The 17596-nt window shown below is 64.6% G+C and carries 18 protein-coding genes; 11 read left to right on the forward strand and 7 right to left on the reverse strand.

Going from position 1 to position 17596, the window contains the following annotated elements:
- Positions 1-9 precede the first annotated feature (9 nt).
- From trbF to ACG33_RS08455, 4 genes are read left to right on the forward strand one after another with little or no spacing between them, the layout of a single operon-like run.
- Positions 10-714: a conjugal transfer protein TrbF gene (gene trbF, locus ACG33_RS08440; protein ID WP_066920337.1), complete on the forward strand. Its 705-nt coding sequence runs from the start codon at positions 10-12 to the stop codon at positions 712-714.
- A complete protein-coding gene (trbG, locus tag ACG33_RS08445) occupies positions 711-1703 on the forward strand; it encodes a P-type conjugative transfer protein TrbG (protein WP_066920339.1) in 993 nt (330 codons plus the stop codon). Before trbF ends, trbG begins: the two co-directional genes overlap by 4 nt.
- A 2-nt stretch (positions 1704-1705) precedes the next feature.
- Positions 1706-2980, forward strand: a complete 1275-nt coding sequence (locus ACG33_RS08450) for a TrbI/VirB10 family protein (RefSeq protein WP_066920341.1) — start codon at positions 1706-1708, stop codon at positions 2978-2980.
- Positions 2977-3219 carry a DUF2274 domain-containing protein gene (locus ACG33_RS08455; protein ID WP_066920343.1) on the forward strand — a complete coding sequence of 81 codons (243 nt, stop codon included), beginning with the start codon at positions 2977-2979 and terminating at the stop codon, positions 3217-3219. Before ACG33_RS08450 ends, ACG33_RS08455 begins: the two co-directional genes overlap by 4 nt.
- A gap of 8 nt (positions 3220-3227) precedes the next feature.
- Here ACG33_RS08455 and ACG33_RS08460 read toward each other — a convergent pair whose 3' ends face one another.
- Both ACG33_RS08460 and ACG33_RS08465 read right to left on the reverse strand, forming a co-directional pair.
- Positions 3228-4613, reverse strand: a complete 1386-nt coding sequence (locus ACG33_RS08460) for an ATP-binding protein (protein ID WP_066920345.1) — start codon at positions 4611-4613, stop codon at positions 3228-3230.
- The gene (locus ACG33_RS08465; RefSeq protein ID WP_066920347.1) at positions 4610-5269 is read right to left on the reverse strand and encodes a response regulator transcription factor; all 660 of its coding nucleotides are present in this window, start codon (positions 5267-5269) and stop codon (positions 4610-4612) included. Before ACG33_RS08465 ends, ACG33_RS08460 begins: the two co-directional genes overlap by 4 nt.
- A gap of 129 nt (positions 5270-5398) precedes the next feature.
- Here ACG33_RS08465 and ACG33_RS08470 point away from each other — a divergent pair, with 129 nt between their 5' ends.
- From ACG33_RS08470 to ACG33_RS08490, 5 genes are read left to right on the forward strand one after another with little or no spacing between them, the layout of a single operon-like run.
- Positions 5399-5791, forward strand: coding sequence for a PepSY domain-containing protein (locus ACG33_RS08470; protein WP_083536621.1), 393 nt, complete (start codon positions 5399-5401; stop codon positions 5789-5791).
- Positions 5792-5801: 10 nt separating this feature from the next.
- The gene (locus ACG33_RS08475) at positions 5802-7070 is read left to right on the forward strand and encodes a ferredoxin reductase family protein (protein ID WP_066920349.1); all 1269 of its coding nucleotides are present in this window, start codon (positions 5802-5804) and stop codon (positions 7068-7070) included.
- 51 nt (positions 7071-7121) lie between these two features.
- The gene (locus ACG33_RS08480; protein WP_066920351.1) at positions 7122-7592 is read left to right on the forward strand and encodes a DUF2271 domain-containing protein; all 471 of its coding nucleotides are present in this window, start codon (positions 7122-7124) and stop codon (positions 7590-7592) included.
- 21 nt (positions 7593-7613) lie between these two features.
- On the forward strand, positions 7614-9821 hold the full coding sequence (locus tag ACG33_RS08485; RefSeq protein ID WP_066920353.1) for a PepSY domain-containing protein: 2208 nt from the start codon (positions 7614-7616) through the stop codon (positions 9819-9821).
- Positions 9802-10785, forward strand: coding sequence for an FAD:protein FMN transferase (locus tag ACG33_RS08490; protein WP_066920355.1), 984 nt, complete (start codon positions 9802-9804; stop codon positions 10783-10785). The genes ACG33_RS08485 and ACG33_RS08490 overlap by 20 nt, the downstream gene beginning before the upstream one ends.
- A gap of 190 nt (positions 10786-10975) precedes the next feature.
- On the opposite strand, the gene ACG33_RS08495 is transcribed toward ACG33_RS08490, so the two are convergent.
- Together ACG33_RS08495 and ACG33_RS08500 are read right to left on the reverse strand one after the other, a co-directional pair.
- Positions 10976-11341, reverse strand: coding sequence for a hypothetical protein (locus ACG33_RS08495; protein ID WP_066920357.1), 366 nt, complete (start codon positions 11339-11341; stop codon positions 10976-10978).
- 145 nt (positions 11342-11486) lie between these two features.
- On the reverse strand, positions 11487-12275 hold the full coding sequence (locus ACG33_RS08500; protein WP_083536622.1) for a M48 family metallopeptidase: 789 nt from the start codon (positions 12273-12275) through the stop codon (positions 11487-11489).
- Positions 12276-12334: 59 nt separating this feature from the next.
- Between ACG33_RS08500 and ACG33_RS08505 the strand changes: the two genes are divergently transcribed.
- Together ACG33_RS08505 and ACG33_RS08510 are read left to right on the forward strand one after the other, a co-directional pair.
- Positions 12335-13189 carry a TatD family hydrolase gene (locus ACG33_RS08505; protein ID WP_237392594.1) on the forward strand — a complete coding sequence of 285 codons (855 nt, stop codon included), beginning with the start codon at positions 12335-12337 and terminating at the stop codon, positions 13187-13189.
- Complete coding sequence (locus tag ACG33_RS08510) at positions 13186-14640, forward strand: M20/M25/M40 family metallo-hydrolase (protein WP_237392595.1); 1455 nt, start codon at positions 13186-13188, stop codon at positions 14638-14640. Before ACG33_RS08505 ends, ACG33_RS08510 begins: the two co-directional genes overlap by 4 nt.
- 110 nt (positions 14641-14750) lie before the next feature.
- Here ACG33_RS08510 and ACG33_RS08515 read toward each other — a convergent pair whose 3' ends face one another.
- From ACG33_RS08515 to ACG33_RS08525, 3 genes are read right to left on the reverse strand one after another with little or no spacing between them, the layout of a single operon-like run.
- On the reverse strand, positions 14751-15338 hold the full coding sequence (locus tag ACG33_RS08515) for a nuclease-related domain-containing protein (RefSeq protein ID WP_066920362.1): 588 nt from the start codon (positions 15336-15338) through the stop codon (positions 14751-14753).
- Positions 15338-16639 (reverse strand): threonine synthase, encoded by a 1302-nt coding sequence (gene thrC, locus ACG33_RS08520; protein WP_066920364.1) that lies wholly within the window; start codon positions 16637-16639, stop codon positions 15338-15340. The genes ACG33_RS08515 and thrC overlap by 1 nt, the downstream gene beginning before the upstream one ends.
- A 21-nt stretch (positions 16640-16660) precedes the next feature.
- Positions 16661-17596 (reverse strand): homoserine kinase, encoded by a 936-nt coding sequence (locus ACG33_RS08525; protein ID WP_066920366.1) that lies wholly within the window; start codon positions 17594-17596, stop codon positions 16661-16663.

Raw genomic sequence — 17596 nt, forward strand, 5'->3', positions numbered from 1 at the left:
GAACTGACCATGCGATTCAAGAAGCCGCAGGTGCGCTATGCCGACACGCCGCAGCCTGCCACGCCGTATCAATCCGCCGCGCAGGTGTGGGACGAGCGCATCGGCTCGGCCCGCGTGCAGGCGAAGAACTGGCGATTGATGGCCTTCGGCTGCCTCACGCTTGCGCTGCTGATGGCGGGTGGTCTGGTGTGGCGCTCGGCGCAGTCCATCGTCACGCCCTACGTCATCGAGGTCGATCAATCCGGGCAGGTGCGCGCCGTGGGCGAAGCCGCCACGCCGTACCGGCCCGCCGATGCGCAGATCGCGCATCACCTGGCGCGCTTTATCGGGATGGTGCGCTCACTGTCCATCGACCCCATCGTGGTGCGGCAGAACTGGCTGGATGCTTACGACTACACCACGGACAAGGGCGCGGCGCTGCTCAACGACTACGCCAGCAAGAACGACCCGTTCGCGCGCATCGGCAGGGAGTCGGTGACGGTGCAGATCACCAGCGTTGTCCGCGCCAGCGATACATCTTTCAACGTGCGCTGGACGGAACAGCGGTTCGTCAACGGCGCACCCGCCGGCACCGAACGCTGGAACGCCGTGCTGTCCACCGTCCTGCAAACCCCGCGCACCGAACAGCGCCTGCGCAAGAACCCGTTGGGCATCTACGTCAACGGCCTGTCGTGGAGCCGTGAACTGGATTCTTCCGAAGGAGCAAAGCCATGAACCTGCCTTTTCGCTTTTACGCTTTCGTGCTGACCGTGGCGGCCCTCTCGGGCTGCGCCACGCAGGGCAAGCCGCCGCCGGTGATTTCGCTCGATGAGCCGGTGCAGGCGCAGCCGCTGCCGGAGCCACCCGCGCCGGTGGAAGTGGTCGCGGTGCCCGAACCGCTGGCATTGCCTGCGCAGTTGAAGCCGTTGCCCGAGGCGGATGTGGCCCCGGCTGCACCGGAGCCTGCCGACGAAAAGGTGCGCGTGTCTCGCGCCAACGCCGAGGCGCGCATCGCGCCCACGCGCGAGGGCTACGTCAATGCGATTCAGGTGTGGCCCTTCACCGATGGCGCGCTTTATCAGGTCTATGCCGCGCCGGGGCGCGTGACCGTGGTTTCCTTGCAGCCGGGCGAGGATCTGGTAACGGTGGCCGCAGGCGATACCGTGCGCTGGATCGTCGGCGACACGTCCAGCGGTAGCGGCGATGCGCTGCGCGTCAACGTGCTGGTGAAGCCCATCCGTTCGGGCCTCAAGACAAACCTGGTCATCACCACCAGCCGCAGAACGTACCTGCTGGAACTGACTTCCACGGAAAAGGCGTGGATGGCGTCGGTGTCCTGGGATTACCCGAAAGACCGGATGCTGGCCTTGCAACGCCAGTCGCAGGCGGCCAACGCCGCAGCGCCAGTCGATACCGGCCTGTCGCTGGAGAAGATCCGCTTCCGCTACGCAGTCAGTGGCAGCAATCCGCCGTGGAAGCCGCTGCGTGCCTTCGACGACGGCGAGAAGGTCTATATCCAGTTCCCGCCCGGCATCGCGCAAGGCGAGCTGCCACCGCTGTTCGTGATCGGCGCGCAGGGCGACGGGCAACTGGTGAACTACCGCTTCCGCCCGCCGTACTACATCGTGGATCGGCTGTTCGGCGCTGCCGAACTGCGCCTGGGTGATGATGGCGGCGACGTGGTGCGTATCGAACGCACGGATGGCGTGGCGCGGAGGAACTGACCATGAGCCAGGACGACACTCCCGACCTTGCCACGCCGCAGGCGGGCAAGGTCGCGCCCGAGGCGGTGGCGCTGCGCGCCCCGCCGCGTGCTGTGACCCGGTTGAACCGGCGCACGCTGGCTGTCCTCGTCGGCGGTCTGTCGGTCGCCGTGCTCGGGGCCACCATCTGGTCGTTGCAACCGCAGCGGCGCGGCGCGGGCGAGCAGACCGAGCTTTACAACGTCGACCGCGTGAGCAAGTCCGAAGGGCTGGACGGCTTGCCGGCCGACTACTCGAAGCTGCCGCCAAAGGTGCCCGAGCTGGGGCCGCCGTTGCCCGGTGATCTTGGCCCGGCCATCGTGAACTCGCAGCAGCCGGTGACAGCCGCCTACGCGGCCCCCGGCCATGACCCGAACGATGCGCTGCGCAAGGAGGCCGAAGCGGCGGCGGCCTCATCGGTGTTCTTCCGTTCAGGTGGCCAAGGTCAAGCCGCCGGCACGGTGGCGCAAGCTGCGCCGGGTGCTCCTGGTGCTGCCAGTGCGCTCGCGGCTTTCGACCCACTCGCCGCCGGGCCAGCCTCGGCGGCGGCCCAGCCGACCGACCCGACCGCCGTGCAGAACGGGCAAGGCCAGAAAGAGGCGTTCCTGAAAAGCGGCTCTACGGAAACCCGCAATTCCGGCCACCTGCAACTGCCGGCCTCGCCGTATCAGGTGATGGCCAGCACGGTGATTCCGGCAGCCTTGGTTACGGGCATCAACTCCGACCTGCCGGGCGACATTGTCGCTATGGTGACGGAGACTGTCTTTGACTCAGCCACTGGCACGATTCTGTTGATCCCGCAGGGATCGCGCATCATGGGCAAGCACAACAGCCGGGTTAGCTACGGGCAGAGCCGTGTGCAGGTCGTGTGGAATCGGATCATCCTGCCCGATGCGTCATCACTGACCATCGATAACCTTGTCGGGACTGACCCGGCCGGCTATGCCGGCCTGGAGGATGGCGTCGATTGGCACTGGGATCGGGTTTTCGCGGGCGCCGTGCTGACGACACTGCTGGGCGTAGGTGCCGAACTGGCCGCGCCGGAGAACCGCCAGGACAGCAACCGCATCGTCATTGCCGGGCGCGACGGAGTGCAGGACACGGTGAACCAGGTCGGGCAGGAGGTGACGAGGCGCAATCTCAACATCCAGCCGACTTTGACGGCGCGGCCGGGCTTGCCGGTGAGGATCATCGTCAACCGTGATTTGGTGCTGCGGCCGTACCAACCACTTTTCTTCAACCGGGGGGCTTCACGATGACGACGCGCAAGCTGCGGCTCGGGCCGCTGCCGAAAATGGAATCCACGAAGCTGGCCTTTGCTTGCCCGGCCAGCCTGAAAACCAAGCTCGACCAGTACGCCGCGCTGCACGCGCAGACCTATGGCGAAGTGGTCGATGCGGCGACACTGATCCCGCACATGCTGGAAGCCTTCATGGCCGGAGATCGGGGGTTCAGGAAGGGAAGCGCAGGCAAGACCGTGGCTCCCAAGCCAGGCTGACCGTGTATTCAGCTCGGCGAATTGCCAAAACGACTGCCCAAGTCGATCAACAGGTTATTATCACTCATCGTAGTGGGAAGAGTCAGGCATGCCTCGACGCCTGAATCCTGTCCGGGCCTCGGCGACTTCAGGACCAGCGCACTGCCGATGCGCTGGGCAATCGCATGAACGATCGCCAGCCCAAGACCACTGCCATCCCTGAGCTTTCCCGCGCGCTCGAATCGGTCCGCCAACCGGGCAAGGGTTTCGTTCGGCACGACAGGCCCATCGTTGGCGACCGTCAGTACGCCGTCGCTGGCCAGCGAAACATGGATGGGCGTGCCGTCCGCGCCATGGCGCAGGGCGTTTTCGACGAGGTTGCGATAGAGGATCGAGAACACGTCGGGATCGAGATCCGACATCAGAGGATCGGTCGGCAGCGACAGGGAGATTCGATCCGCGCCCGCCGTGCGAGACAACTCGTCGGTCAGGATGCGCGCGACGGGCCGCAGATCCGAGACGTGTTCCAGGCGCAGCCGTCCGCCTTCGGCCCGTGCCAATTGCATCAAGCGTTCGGAGAGTCGCGTCAGGCGCTTGAGTGTCGCTTCGATATCGGACGCGCGGGCCTTTGTCGCCGGCTCGCCCGTCTCTGCCTGCAAGCGCTGGGCCTGCGCGATGGCACCCGCCAGCGGCGTGCGCAGTTCATGGGCGGCATTGGCAGCGAAGCTGCGCTCGGCCTCGAAGGCGGCGCCGAGTCGCCCGAGCAAGCCATTGAGGGTGTCGGCCACCGGCGCGACCTCTGCCGGCAGTTCATCCGCCGGGACCAGCGACAGATCGCGTACCCCACGTGCCGCCAGCCGTTCACGAAAGCGCCGCAAGGGAGCCAGGGTCGTACGCACGGTCAGCACGATGGCCAGCAGCGCAATGGGCAGAAAAATCAACAAGGGCAGAACCAAACCCATCTGGATTTCACGCGCCACGACCATGCGATGCGCTAGCGGTTCGGCGACAGTGAGCCGGATAGAGCCTTGCAGTGTCTCTTCGCTGTAGAAGCGGTGGGTTGTGGACTGACTGAATCCGATGCCACTCCAATGAGGGAAGACCACCGGGTTGGCGTCGTGCGAAAGCAGCAGGATGCGTCCTTGGGCATCGCGCACGGCATAGGTGAGCAGTTCGTTGTGCTCGCGGATTTCGGCCAGGCGCTGGGTCACCCCTTCTTCCTCACGCCCAAGGACGTCCGCGACGGCCAGCGGCAGGATTCGCTGCGCCGTTTCCTGGAGGGCCGAGTCAAATACTTCCTCGATGGCATTGCGCGCCAGGACCGCCGTCACCGAAGCGGCACCGATCCAGAGCCCCGTCAGCAGGACTCCCAGCGAAAGCCCCAAGCGCCGCTGCAGGCTTGCGGGCATCCTCATGCCTGCCCCAACCGATAGCCTAGTCCGCGTTCGGTCACGATGATCTCGGCGCCCAGTTTCTTGCGCAGGCGGCTGACATGCACCTCGATGGCGTTGCTCTCCACTTCGGCATCGAAGGCATAAAGCTTTTCCTCCAGTTGCGCTTTCGAGAGCAACTGGCCGGGTCGGGACAGGAATGCCTCGAACAACGCCCATTCGCGCGCCGTCAGCGGCACCAGGCGGCCGTCACGGCGGATGCTGCGCGCGGCCAGATCGATCTGGAGTGGTCCATGGATGACGATGGGATTGGGGTTGCCGCTGTATCGACGTGCAACCGATCCGATGCGCGCCGACAACTCGGCCAGATCAAAGGGCTTCACGAGATAGTCGTCGGCACCGGCATTCAGTCCCTCGATCCGGTCTGACACCTGATCGAGGGCCGTCAGGATGATGACCGGCGTGGCCGCGCCCCGCGCGCGCAGGCGTCGCAGGAAGGGAGTGCCCCGGCCATCGGGCAACATCAGGTCCAGCAGGACGAGGTCGTAAGGCACGCCCGCGATCGCATGGTCCGCGGCATCGAGGCGACGCACCCAATCCACGGAATGACCATCGCTCGCGATCTGGTCGCGCACGGCTGCGCCCAGCACGTCATCGTCTTCAATCAGCAGGACACGCATTGAACCTTTCCTCTATGGGCCAACGCAACGGCATACCTGACGGCAACCTGAAGCAATTTTCGCTCAGGGCTCAGGCTGCGGTCACGTTGGCAGAGCATCCTCAAGCCATCAAGGATAAAGGAGCTCACCATGAAAACATTCCTGCCGATTGCCGTAGTGATCGCGCTGACCGCCTCTGGCGCCGCGCTGGCTGACGACGATTGCCACCGTCCCATGGCCGAATGGCAGTCCCGCGAAACCGTTACGGCCCGTGCAACCGAACTGGGCATCACGACAGAGCGCCTGCGCATCGACGATGGCTGCTACGAAGTCCGTGGCCGGGACGGTGACGGCAACCAGATTCGTTTGAAGATCGACCCGGCGTCGCTCGCGGTCCAGAAACTGGAGGTCCGCTTCCGCTCTGGCGCCGACTCGTCGCGCTACCTGCCTGCTGGGCGAGGTCAAGCGGCCAAGACGGGTAAGCCCTCTGATGACAAATCGCGGCGCCCGCCCGCCCCGGCGGCGCCGGAGGGCACGCGCTAAGGAGTGCGCCATGTACCTGACGGGACCGATATTGGCCACCCTGGCCGTTCTGTACGCGGCCATGCTCGGTGCACAGACTTATGCGCCCTATGGTGCGGACGTCGCAATAGGCATTGCACTGGGCGCGGCATCCATTACTGCCATGAGTCTGGCCTTGGTCTTGTCCGCCCGCCCGCGTTGGGCCGAACCCCTGTTTGGGGGGCTCGATCGGATGTATGAGGTTCACAAATGGCTGGGAATTGCCGCACTGGCCCTGATGATCGGGCACAACACCTTCGAGCCCGAGCTAGAAGGTGTCGTGCGCGAAACGCGACTGGGGGAATTTGCTTCGGACGTCGGTGAAGTCGCATTCAATGGCCTCATCGGGCTGATCCTGATCAGTTGGATCAAGCGGATTCCCTTCACTCGACTGGAGTTGCCCTGGCCGATCTGGCGCTTCACTCACCGCTTCACAGGGCTTCTGTTTGCCGTCGCCGCATTCCACCAGCTTGCCATCGATCAGCCTGCCGGCCTGGATGGCACGCTGGGCCTGTACCTGAACGCCTTGAGCCTGGCAGGGTTGGCGGCTTGGCTGTTCATGCAGTTCGTCGCACCGTACCTGCGTCCGCGTGCATTTGTGCTGGAGAACATCGACCAGCACGGAACGGTCGCGGAAATGACGCTGCGCCCAGAAGGGCGAGCCCTGCGCTGGCGGCCGGGTCAGTTCGCCTTCCTGTCGGCCTCCGATGTGGGGATGGCCGAGGCTCATCCCTTCACCATAGCAAGTGCACCGAGTGCGGACGGTCGCCTCCGCTTCGCCATCAAATCCCTGGGCAACTGGACCCGGCGTCTGCCCGAACGTCTGTCACCCGGTAAGCGCCTGCGGGTCGAGGGGCCTTATGGTCGGTTCGTTTTCCGCAGGCGCGTGCGGCGCCAGGTATGGCTGGCCGGCGGCATCGGCATCACACCTTTCCTGGCCTGGGCCGAGGCATTGACCGATGCCGATCAGCAGGAGATCGCTCTGGTCTGGGTGGTGACGACGCGACCCGAAGCTTTCGCCGCAGAGCGCTTGGCGACCATTGCCGCACGCCATCCTGGCCTGACGGTGCATGTCATGGCCAGCGCCGAAGACGGGTGCTTGACAGCGCAACGGCTAATCCAGTTGGTGCCCTTCCCGCTGTGCGAATCGGAGCTGTTTTATTGCGGACCGGCTGGCCTGCGTGATGCGGTCGTGTCGGGACTCCAGGCGACGGGGCAGCGCCCGCGTCGCGTTCATCACGAGGTGTTCGCGCTGCGCTAGAGGCGCCCGCACCTCCACGAACGACATCGTTCTACTTGCGAAGGAATCATCATGAAAAAGCTCGTCTCTTGCCTGGCCCTGTCCGCAGCCATGGCGCTGCCCAACCTGGCTGCGGCACGTCCGGTCACCTTGACCACCACGCTCAAGAACTATGGAGGCAATGGCGCCTATCTAGCGCTGTACCTGACCGATGCAAACGGCGCCTATGTGCGCACACTGTGGGTCGCGGGTGAGAAATCGAAGTATTACAAGCACCTGCCGGACTGGTATCGCGCGACCGGCGGCAACCGCTCGCAGATCGATGGCATCACCGGTGCCAGCGTGGGCGCAGGCCGCAGCCTGAAGGTGACGGTGGACCTGGCCGATGCCCTGTTCGATGCGGGCTACAAGCTGAACGTGGATGCCGCCGTAGAGGATATGCAGGACAGTCCACGTGACGTTTCGGTGCCACTGACGACCGCCGGGGCTGGCAAGCCCGTCGCCGGGCGGCGCTATGTCGCCGGCTTCAGCTACGGCCTCTGATCCTGATCGGAAGCTGCCGCGATGATGCGTATCCTGCACCGCTGGCTGGGCCTCGTACTGGCCGTCCTGCTGTTTGTCACGGCGCTGAGCGGCGCGGCACTCTCGCTCTTTCCGGCGCTGGAGAGCGCTCGAAGCTTGCAACCCGATGTCACGCTGACAGTGGCCGATCTGGCCGCGCGGGTGCAAGCGGCTCATCCCGGCCTGGAACAGATCAAGCGCGCACCCTCGGGGCAGATCAGTGCGTGGTGGTTCGATGGCGACCAGCCCGGTTCGGCCGTGATCGACCCGGCCACAGGCCGCGATGTGGCCAGCGCCGACCCGAATCCGCTGCGGCGCTGGCTCACCAATTTGCATCGCTCGCTGCTCTTGGGCGACACCGGCCGCATGATCGTCGCGGCGGGCGCACTGGCGATGCTGCTGCTGGCCATTTCCGGCGTGGTGCTGGTGGTCCGTCGCCTGGGAGGCTGGCGACACTGGTTGGCACGCCTGCGCGGCCCGCTCGCAGGACGCCTGCATACCGATATCGCGCGTGTGGCGGTGCTCGGGCTCGCGCTGTCCGCCATGACCGCACTGTGGATGTCGGCCGAAACCTTCGAGATCGTCACGATCGATGCCGCCAGCCTGGAAACGCCTGCCACGGTCAGCGGCCAGACCGGCCTGGCGCTGGCCGAGATGCAAGCCCTGCGCGCTGTGCCGGCGGCCGAACTGCGCGAACTGAGCTTTCCCGCACCAGACGATCCACAAGACATGTTCACCCTCAGGACCGACCGGGGCATGGGGTATGTGGATCAGGGAACCGGCACCCTGCTGGGCTGGCAGGACCTGAGCCTCGGGCAACGCGCGTCGGAGACGATCTACATGCTGCACACCGGGCAGGGCGCTGCCGTGCTCGGGCTGTTCCTAGGCGTGATGGCGCTGGGGGTGCCGGTACTGGCCGTGACGGGGGTACTGGTGTGGCTGCCGGGATGGCGCAACCGCCCCCAGCTCACAGGCAACGCACCGGCCGCGCAGGCCGACACCATCGTGCTGGTGGGCTCCGAGGGCGGCAGCACCTGGGGTTTTGCCGCGACGCTGGCCCGCGCCTTGCGTGATGCAGGGCAATCGGTACACGTGGCCCCCATGACAGCCTTCCAGCCCGCACGCTATCGCCGGGCGCGGCGCTTCCTGATTCTCGCCGCCACCTATGGCGAGGGCGATGCCCCAGCCTCGGCCAAGGGCTTTCTCGCTCGGCTCCAGACCCTGGAGACCGTGCCCACCGCTCCGCTGGCGGTACTGGGTTTCGGCGATCGCAGCTTCCCGGCCTTCTGCGCATTCGCCCGCGCTGTGGACAACGCCGCCCGGAACAAGGGCTGGCCTGCCCTGATGGCCTTCGACACTATCGACCGCCAGTCGCCGCAGGACTTTGCCCGCTGGGGCCGAATACTGGGCCAGGCGCTTGGCATCGAACTGGAACTCGTCCACCAACCGGATCTTCCGGCCACCCAGACGCTGACCTTGCTGGAGCGCCATGACTACGGCGCGGCGGTGCAGGCGCCGATGTCGATCCTGCGCTTCGCGCTGCCCAAGGCTTCGCTCTGGCAGCGCCTGGCAGGCCAGCGCTTCACGCAATTCGAGCCAGGCGACTTGCTGGGCATCGTGCCCGAAGGCTCGGCGGTTCCTCGCCTGTATTCCCTGGCATCGGGATCACGGGACGGTTTCATCGAAATCGTCGTGCACCGGCATGTCGGCGGCCTGACCTCGGGCCAACTGACTCAATTGGAGCCCGGCCAGACGGCCCAGGGGTTCTTGCGGCGTCATCCGGGCTTCCATGCGGGCCGCGACCGGACGCCTCTGATCCTGATCGGAGCAGGCACCGGGGTGGGGCCACTGGCAGGTTTCATCCGCAACAACAAGTCACACCGCCCCGTTCATCTGTTCTTCGGACTGCGCCAACCCGACAGCGATTTTCTCTATCGCAATGAGCTGTCGGACTGGCAGGCCGATGGCAAGCTGGCTCACCTGTCCATCGCAGTCTCGCGCGGGGAGCGGCCGCAGTACGTGCAGGACGCCCTGCGACAGCAAGCGCCACGGATCACGGCTGCCATCAGCCAGGGCGCCAGGATCATGGTGTGCGGAGGGCGGGACATGGCGCGCGGTGTGGCCGATGCACTGACCGACATCCTGAAGCCAACCGGGTTGACGCCTGCAATGCTCAAGGTCGGGGACCGCTATGTCGAAGACATCTACTGAACTGATCCGCCATGCGCTGAACGGCTCGACCATGGGCACGCGCTGGTCCGCCCTGTTTTTCGCCGCGCCGGGATTCGACACTGGCCCGGTGCAGGCAGCCTTGCAGCAGGCAACCGACGAGGTGGATACGCAGATGTCCACCTGGAACCCGGACAGCGACCTGATGCGCCTGAACCGGACGCCGGTGGGCACATCAGCCGTGGTGCCGGACGACCTCGCCCGCGTGCTGGCCTTGGGCCTGGCCATCGGGCGCGCTTCCGGCGGAGCCTTCAATATCGGTATGGGCGATGCCGTGCAAGCCTGGGGCTTCGGCCCGCAAGCCGCCAATGAAGAAGGCATACGCCGCGCCTTGGCCGCACCCCGACGCGCCGCCCACCAGGTGCTGGAACTGACGGGCAACCAGGTGCGCAAACGGGAAGCCATCGTGCTTGACCTGAATGGCATCGCCAAGGGATACGGGGTGGACCGGCTGGCGCAAACCCTACGCAGCTTCGGCATCACCGCAGGACTGGTCGGCATCGACGGCGAGATGCGCGCACTGGGCCTGCGGCCCGATGGCGAGGCATGGACCATTGCGGTCGAAGCGCCCGACCCAGACAGCCGCGCGCCGCATTCGATCCTGTGCCTACACGATGGCGCTGTCGCCACCTCCGGCGACTACCGGCACGGCGTGACGGTACAGGGACGCCGCTTGTCGCACACGATGGACCCGCAGCGAGGCGCGCCGCTGCTGTCTTCGCCAGCATCGGTCACCGTGCTTGCTCCGACCTGCGCAGAAGCCGACGCTTGGGCCACGGCCCTCATGGTGGCCGGCCCCGAAGCCGGCACGGCACTCGCCACGCGACAGGGACTGAGCGTGTTGTTCCTGATGCGGGATGGCAGGGGCGGGCTACTGTCAAAAGGATGCGGATTGTTCCAGGCTGGGGACCGAAGTCGGCGAACTGCACAATCCATTCGATGCTGAAACCGACGAGCTACGAATGCGGATTCGTGGGCTATGATGATGCGGCAGGCTCGTCGTTCCTCAGCAATCCAACACGACGCAGTGCGATGTATCCTTCTCTCCCGACGCTCCTATGTAGCTCCTAGCCTACGAAGCCGCAGTTCTGCAAAGCGGCCTTGAAAAGAGCTAACCTGCTGTCCCATATGCGGTTTCAAGCCCTGCGTGATCTGCACGAAGGACTTGACACCGGAACTTTTTTGTCTCGCCGCGGCGGGTGCGACGGTGTCACCGAGCGGCCTTGCAAGCGTATCGGCAGCGCTGGCGCCTCGGGTTCATCTTCCACCGACCATTGTTCCTTGAATGCCTGCAATGCTTCGTTCTGCACCGCTGCATGGCGGTTGGACAGCATGAGCGATGCCGGCGCACACACGCGTGCCCGGATCAATCCCAGGTCTTCGGCGGCATCAAACAGGCTCGGATACCAGCTTTGCCAGGCAGGCAGCAGCAAATCCACCTTTTCACGCAGACTCAGGCGCGCAAAAATCTCCGGCTCCAAGGTGTCGGGAACGATGCTCATCGGTATGTTGTAGCACGATCTATCCGGCGTTCGCAGCCTTGAAGAGGCGACAGTGCATTTTCACCTCTACCGGCCGTTGTCTCCAGACCGGCAAGCCCGCGGCGGCATTACTCCGCCGTTCCGGAAAACCGGGCCGCACGCAAAGTCATGCAAGCATCCACGAAGGCACATCCTTCCAGGCGCGCGACAGCTCACGATCGAGTTGGCGGTACGCCGGTTCATAGCTCGCCACCAGCGACCAGAAGTGCCGGGAATGATTCATGAAGCGGGTATGACACAGCTCATGAATGAACAGGTAACGCAGCACCGCAGGCGAGGTGAACATCAAACACACATTCAGGCTGATGGTGCCGCTGGCCGAACAGCTTCCCCAGCGGGTGCGCTGCCGACGAATTTGGACGCGGCGAAAGGGCAATTCGCATTGCTGCGCCACGGCACGCAGAGAGCGGCTGAATTCGATTTCCGCCAGCGAGACCAGCCAGCGCCGTAACGCCCCGGCTACGGCACGCTCATCCTGCACCGCTCCTTGCACCAACAAGGTATCCGCCACACCCGTGAGAACGCGTACGGATGCGGATGTCCGACGATAGTCGACGTCATATTGCCGGGCAATCGCCGGAAGAGAAATCAGCGCCGGGCGCGGCTCCTGCGACGGTCGTGCGACAGTCGAGAAATCTTCGATACGCCGTTGGATCCATTGCCGGTGCAGGTCCACGAAGCGCTGAACGGCAACCGCCGAGACGCCTTGCGGCACGACCACTTCCACCCGCCCGCCAGGAAATACGCGCACCGAAAGGCGGCGTGCTCTGCGGCTCACCCGCACCGTCCACGGCTCCATGGCTTCCGGCGATTCGAACAATGACAGCTGGCTGGACATGCCGGGGCCTATTTCCAGAAGCACGTTTCCATACGCCGAGTCTGCCCGGTGTGTCATGCAGCCTCACCCTTGAACTACAATTCATGGACAAACGATAGCATAGGCCCTCGCTTCCCTTGCCGCACCGTATCCCGCCAGACCACTGTCAACCTGCCCGCTCCGAACTGTTCGACATCGGCATCAATCTCGCACACGACAGCTTCGATCATGATCGAAGCGAGGTGATCCAGCGCGCTGCCGCCGCCGGCGTTACGCGTCTGTTGGTAACCGGCAGTTCGCTGCAAAGCACGCGCGATGCCATCGAACTGGTGCGCCGTGATCCAGTGCGACTGCGCTGTACTGCCGGCGTCCATCCGCATCACGCCGTCACGCTCGATGATGATGCGTTTGCGCAGCTGGAAAGCCTCGCGGCCGCACCCGAGGTGGCCGCGGTCGGCGAATGCGGACTGGACTACTATCGTAATTTCTCGCCACCGGCCGCACAGATCGAAGCCTTCAGGCGCCAGCTCGACTTGGCTGCGCGCCTGGGCAAGCCGCTTTTCCTGCATCAACGCGATGCGCATGACGATTTTCTGGCTCTCCTGCGCGAATATCGTCCCCGGCTGAGTGGCGGCGTCGCGCATTGTTTCACGGCCGGCCTGGAGGAAGCGCAGGCGTACCTCGATCTCGGCCTGCATATCGGCATCACCGGCTGGATCTGCGACGAGCGCCGCGGGATGCACTTGCGAGACGTCGTACGCCACATTCCCGACGAGCGGCTGTTGATCGAAACCGATGCACCTTATCTACTGCCGCGGGATCTACAGCCACGACCAAAAAGCCGGCGCAACGAGCCGTGCTATCTGCCTCAGGTTCTTGCCGCGGTCGCCTCGGCCCGTGCCCAGTCCGCAGAGGAACTCGCGTCGATCACGACGCGCAACGCATTGAGACTGTTCGAATGGGTCGATCGACCCACGGAGGTGGAAGAATGAATACCGGCGGCGAAACAGGCATCGATGCGCAGCGGCTGATGCGATATGTCGAGGCTGCATGGGACGAATCGGTCCTGCCGGCCTTGTGCGAATACATCCGTATTCCCAATAAATCGGCAAACTTCGATCCCGACTGGGAGCGGCACGGCCACATGGACCGCGCCGCGGAACTGCTGCGCGGCTGGTGCGCGGCGCAGGCCTTGCCGGGCATGCAGGTGGAAATCATGCGCCTGCCGGGACGCAGCCCCCTGCTGTTCGTGGAAGTGCCCGCCAGCGCGGGAGCCGGGACAGACGCGGCGGCATCCGGATGCGTGCTCATGTATGGGCATATGGACAAGCAACCGGAGTTCACCGGGTGGCATGAGGGACTGGCTCCCTGGACGCCGGTGATTCGCGACGGACGGCTGTACGGCCGTGGTGGCGCCGATGACGGTTACGCGGTGTTCGGCTGCCTGACGGCACTGCGTGCCCTGGCCGAGCAGGGTATCGCGTATGCCCGTTGTGTCATCATCATCGAAGCCAGCGAGGAAAGCGGCAGCCCGGACCTGCCCGTCTACATCGATGCCTTGCATGAGCGCATCGGCGCGGTGTCGCTGGTCGTCTGCCTGGATGCGGAATGCGGCAACTACGAGCAGTTCTGGTGCACGACCTCGCTGCGCGGCAATCTCATCGGCACGCTGCGGGTCGAGATATTGAGCGAGGGGGTGCACTCGGGCATGGCCAGCGGCATCGTACCCTCCAGTTTTCGCATCATCCGCTCGCTGCTGGAGCGTATCGAGAACGCGCAGACCGGCCGGTTGATCGATGCTCTGTACGTCGCCATTCCCGAGGAGCGGCGCAGGCAGGCACAGGCCGCGGCCAAGGTGCTGGGAACACAGGTTTACGACAAGCTGCCGCTGGTGGAAAACATGCAGCCGGTCAGCGACGATCCTGCCGAGTTGTTGCTGAACAGCACCTGGCGCCCGACGCTGTCCACCATCGGCGCGGCAGGGCTCCCTTCGTTGCAGGATGCCGGCAATGTATTGCGTCCCGGCACCAGCCTGAAACTTTCGTTTCGCCTGCCTCCCGGCGTCAATCCACAAGTTGCCGCACGGGCGATTGCACAGACCCTGGAACACGATCCGCCCTGCGGCGCCGATGTACGCTTCGAGTCTGAGCCGGCGACCGGCGGATGGGATGCGCCGGCCAGCGCTCCTTGGCTGGCGAACGCGATACAAGGCGCCTCGCAAGCCTACTTCGGCAAGGACGCGATGTACATGGGTGTCGGCGGCAGCATTCCCTTCATGGGCATGCTGAGCGAACGCTATCCGGGCACTCAGTTCCTGGTGACGGGGGTGCTCGGCCCGCATGCCAATGCTCATGGGCCGAACGAATTCCTGGAAATCGCCACGGGCAAGAAAGTCACGGCCTGCGTCGCCCATGTCGTGGCGGCACACGCGCGAGCCGCCTGAGCGAAGATCGGCCCGGTGCCGGCAGTAATCCGGGTGTCTGGCGTGGCTCAAAAGCTGGATGTGGCTCGGACGCCGGATATGGCTCAGGCGCCGGGCATGGCCTGGAGCGATCAGGTCGCGAGCGGATTCGGCTCGGCGTGCTTCTTCACGTTCGCCCAGACATCGCCGAAGGCTGCGGTGATATTGCCACGAGTCCGGTCGACGGCAGGAAATTCTGCAATGAGGTCATCGATGCGCAATACATTGCGAGGCCGGCCCTTCGGAAATTCGCTGCGGGTGGTAAAGATCAGCCGGCCTTCGACCGGCACCTCACCCGTCAGCAGGCGCACCGCGGCCACGCGGTCGTATAAGGCATGTTGCGGATTGGCAAAGGTATAACGGCGCTTTCTGCCGATTGCGGTCCATTCGATCATTTGATCGCCGCCGAAAATCGCTCCGGGCAGATCCAGCAATTCGGCGACCAGCACGCCGCGTTGTGTCAACAACAAATAAGGAACATGAATCTGCCCGTCCATTCCGTTGGGAATCAGCACGTCCTTCAATATCTCGTAGGCAATTTGCGCAATCGCTACGTCGATGGCCTGGCGCGCGCGCCAGGCACGCAGCAGCAGACATGCCCACACGGCAGCGGCGACCAGGACCAGGAGAACGCCGGCGATCCAGGCCCAGCCTAGAAGATGTTCCGGTAGCGACAACATCAGACTTGCTGCATCTGCGTACGCAGCGCCTGTAAGGTCGGTTGCAGCTCCATTTCCTGGCGTGGCAGGGCCAGCAGACGCGCCAGGCTGGACGGAACCGGCACCTCGCGTCCGGCATGCGGCTCCACGATATCGTTGAACTTGGCTGGATGGGCAGTCGCGACGATCACCCAATGGCCGCGTGCGCCGCGAGATATCAGGCGGCGGAACACCTCGGCCGCGGTCGCGGAATGCGGGCACCACAGCTGGTTCAGCTCGTGCGCATCACGACGAATCGTGCTGCGAATCTCGGTATCGTCCACGCTGAATGCGCTGACCTGGCCTTGCAACGTCTCGAAGTCGGCGTGCAAATGGCGCAGGCGTTCCATGTTGCTTGGGTTGCCCACGTCCATTGCCGAGGCCAGCGTCGGCACGCTGGCGCGCGGTTGCCATTCGCCGCTGTGCAGGTACTCGGTGATGGTCTGGTTGGCGTTGGTGGCCAAAACGATCTCGCCGATCGGCAGGCCCACGTGGCGCGCCCACAGACAGGCAAGTGCATTGCCCAGATTACCGGTCGGGATGATGAAATTGGCGCGCTGGCCGGTTTGACGCCATACCTCCAGACCCGCCTTGGCGTAATAGGTCATCTGCGGCAGCAGGCGGCCGATATTGATACTGTTGGCGGAGGACAGCTGGTGAGTCTGGGCCAGGGAAGGATCTTGAAAGGCCTCCTTGACCATGCGCTGGCAGTCATCGAATGTGCCGTGCACTGCGAAGGTACGCACATTGCCGCCCCAACAGGCCAGTTGCTGCGCCTGCCGCTCCGACACCAACCCCTTGGGATACAAAACGACGACATCGACCCAGGGTCTGTCGTGGAAGGCGGCCGCGACCGCCCCGCCGGTATCGCCGGAGGTCGCCACCAGAATCGTCAGTTTACGCGGCGCCTCCTTGCGGATGCGCTGCAGGCAGGCCGCGAGAAAACGTGCGCCGATATCCTTGAATGCGCAAGTAGGCCCATGAAACAGCTCCAGCACCGAGGCGGGCGCCGGGGCGCCTTCCAGAGGCAGCAGCGGCACGGGAAAATCGAAAGCTTCCCGGCAGATCACCGACAATTCATCCGCCAGGGAATCATCCTCGGCAAACGGAGCAAGCAGCAGTGGTCCGATGCCCGCGATTTCACTCTCGCCCTCGAAGTTGCTGTTGAGGAAGCGGGGAAAACGCTCCGGCACATACAGGCCGCCATCCGGGGCGATGCCGCGTGCAATGGCCTCGCTGAGCGTCAATTTCTGCGTCTCGTCGCGCGTGCTTATGTACTGCATGGTCTATTGCGCTCCGAGCGATCACGTGGCATCGATCACACGGGCACCGATCGGCTCGAGCGTGGAAACCCACGCATCGCATTCCAACCCATGCGCGGCGAACCCGGCGACCATGGCATCGCGCACCCCGTGCGCCTGCGGCTCCTCGCACCAGGCGAAGACCGTGGGGCCGGCCCCGGAGATCGAGCAGCCCAGCGCACCCTGCGCCATTGCGCCGTCCTTGACCGCCTGAAACCCGGGAATCAACGCCTTGCGCTGCGGCTCGACGATGACGTCTTCGAGCGACGCGCGGATCAATTGCAGATCATCCGTGAAACAGCCTGTCAAGAATCCAGCCAGATTCGCCGATTGCCAGATGACGTCCGACAGATCGATGGAACGTTTCAGGAGCTGTCGCGCCTCGCGGGTGGCCAGCATCATATGCGGATGCACCAGCACACAGCGTACGCTTGGCGGCACCGGAATCTGTTTGACGTAGGGATCATCGACGCCGACGGTCAGCACCAGTCCGCCGAACAGCGAGGGCGCGATGTTGTCCACGTGCACCGTTCCGCTGGCCACCTGCTCGCCCTTCATCGCAAATTTAAGCAATTCGATCTTGCTCAAGGGCCGGGGCAGCAATGCATCCATGGCGACCACCGCCGCCACCGCAGAGGCCGCCGAGCCGCCCAGACCGGAGCCCAGCGGGATGCCCTTCTCGATGCTCAATTCGATACCGAAATCCACCTCCAATTCGCGCACCATGCTCAATACGCCCATGCCGGCCGTATTGTTCTCCGGCGCAGTCGGCAGCTCGGTGGCGACGCCGTGAATGGCCGTGATGCGAACGCCGGGCTCCTGCGTGCGTCGGGCCGTGACCCGGTCGCCGATCGCCTGGAAACTATGACCCAGCACATCGAAGCCGACGGCCACGTTGCCGACGCTTGCCGGCGCAAATACTGTTGCTGATTGCTTCAT

The organism is Steroidobacter denitrificans, assembly GCF_001579945.1.
GTDB lineage: Bacteria > Pseudomonadota > Gammaproteobacteria > Steroidobacterales > Steroidobacteraceae > Steroidobacter > Steroidobacter denitrificans.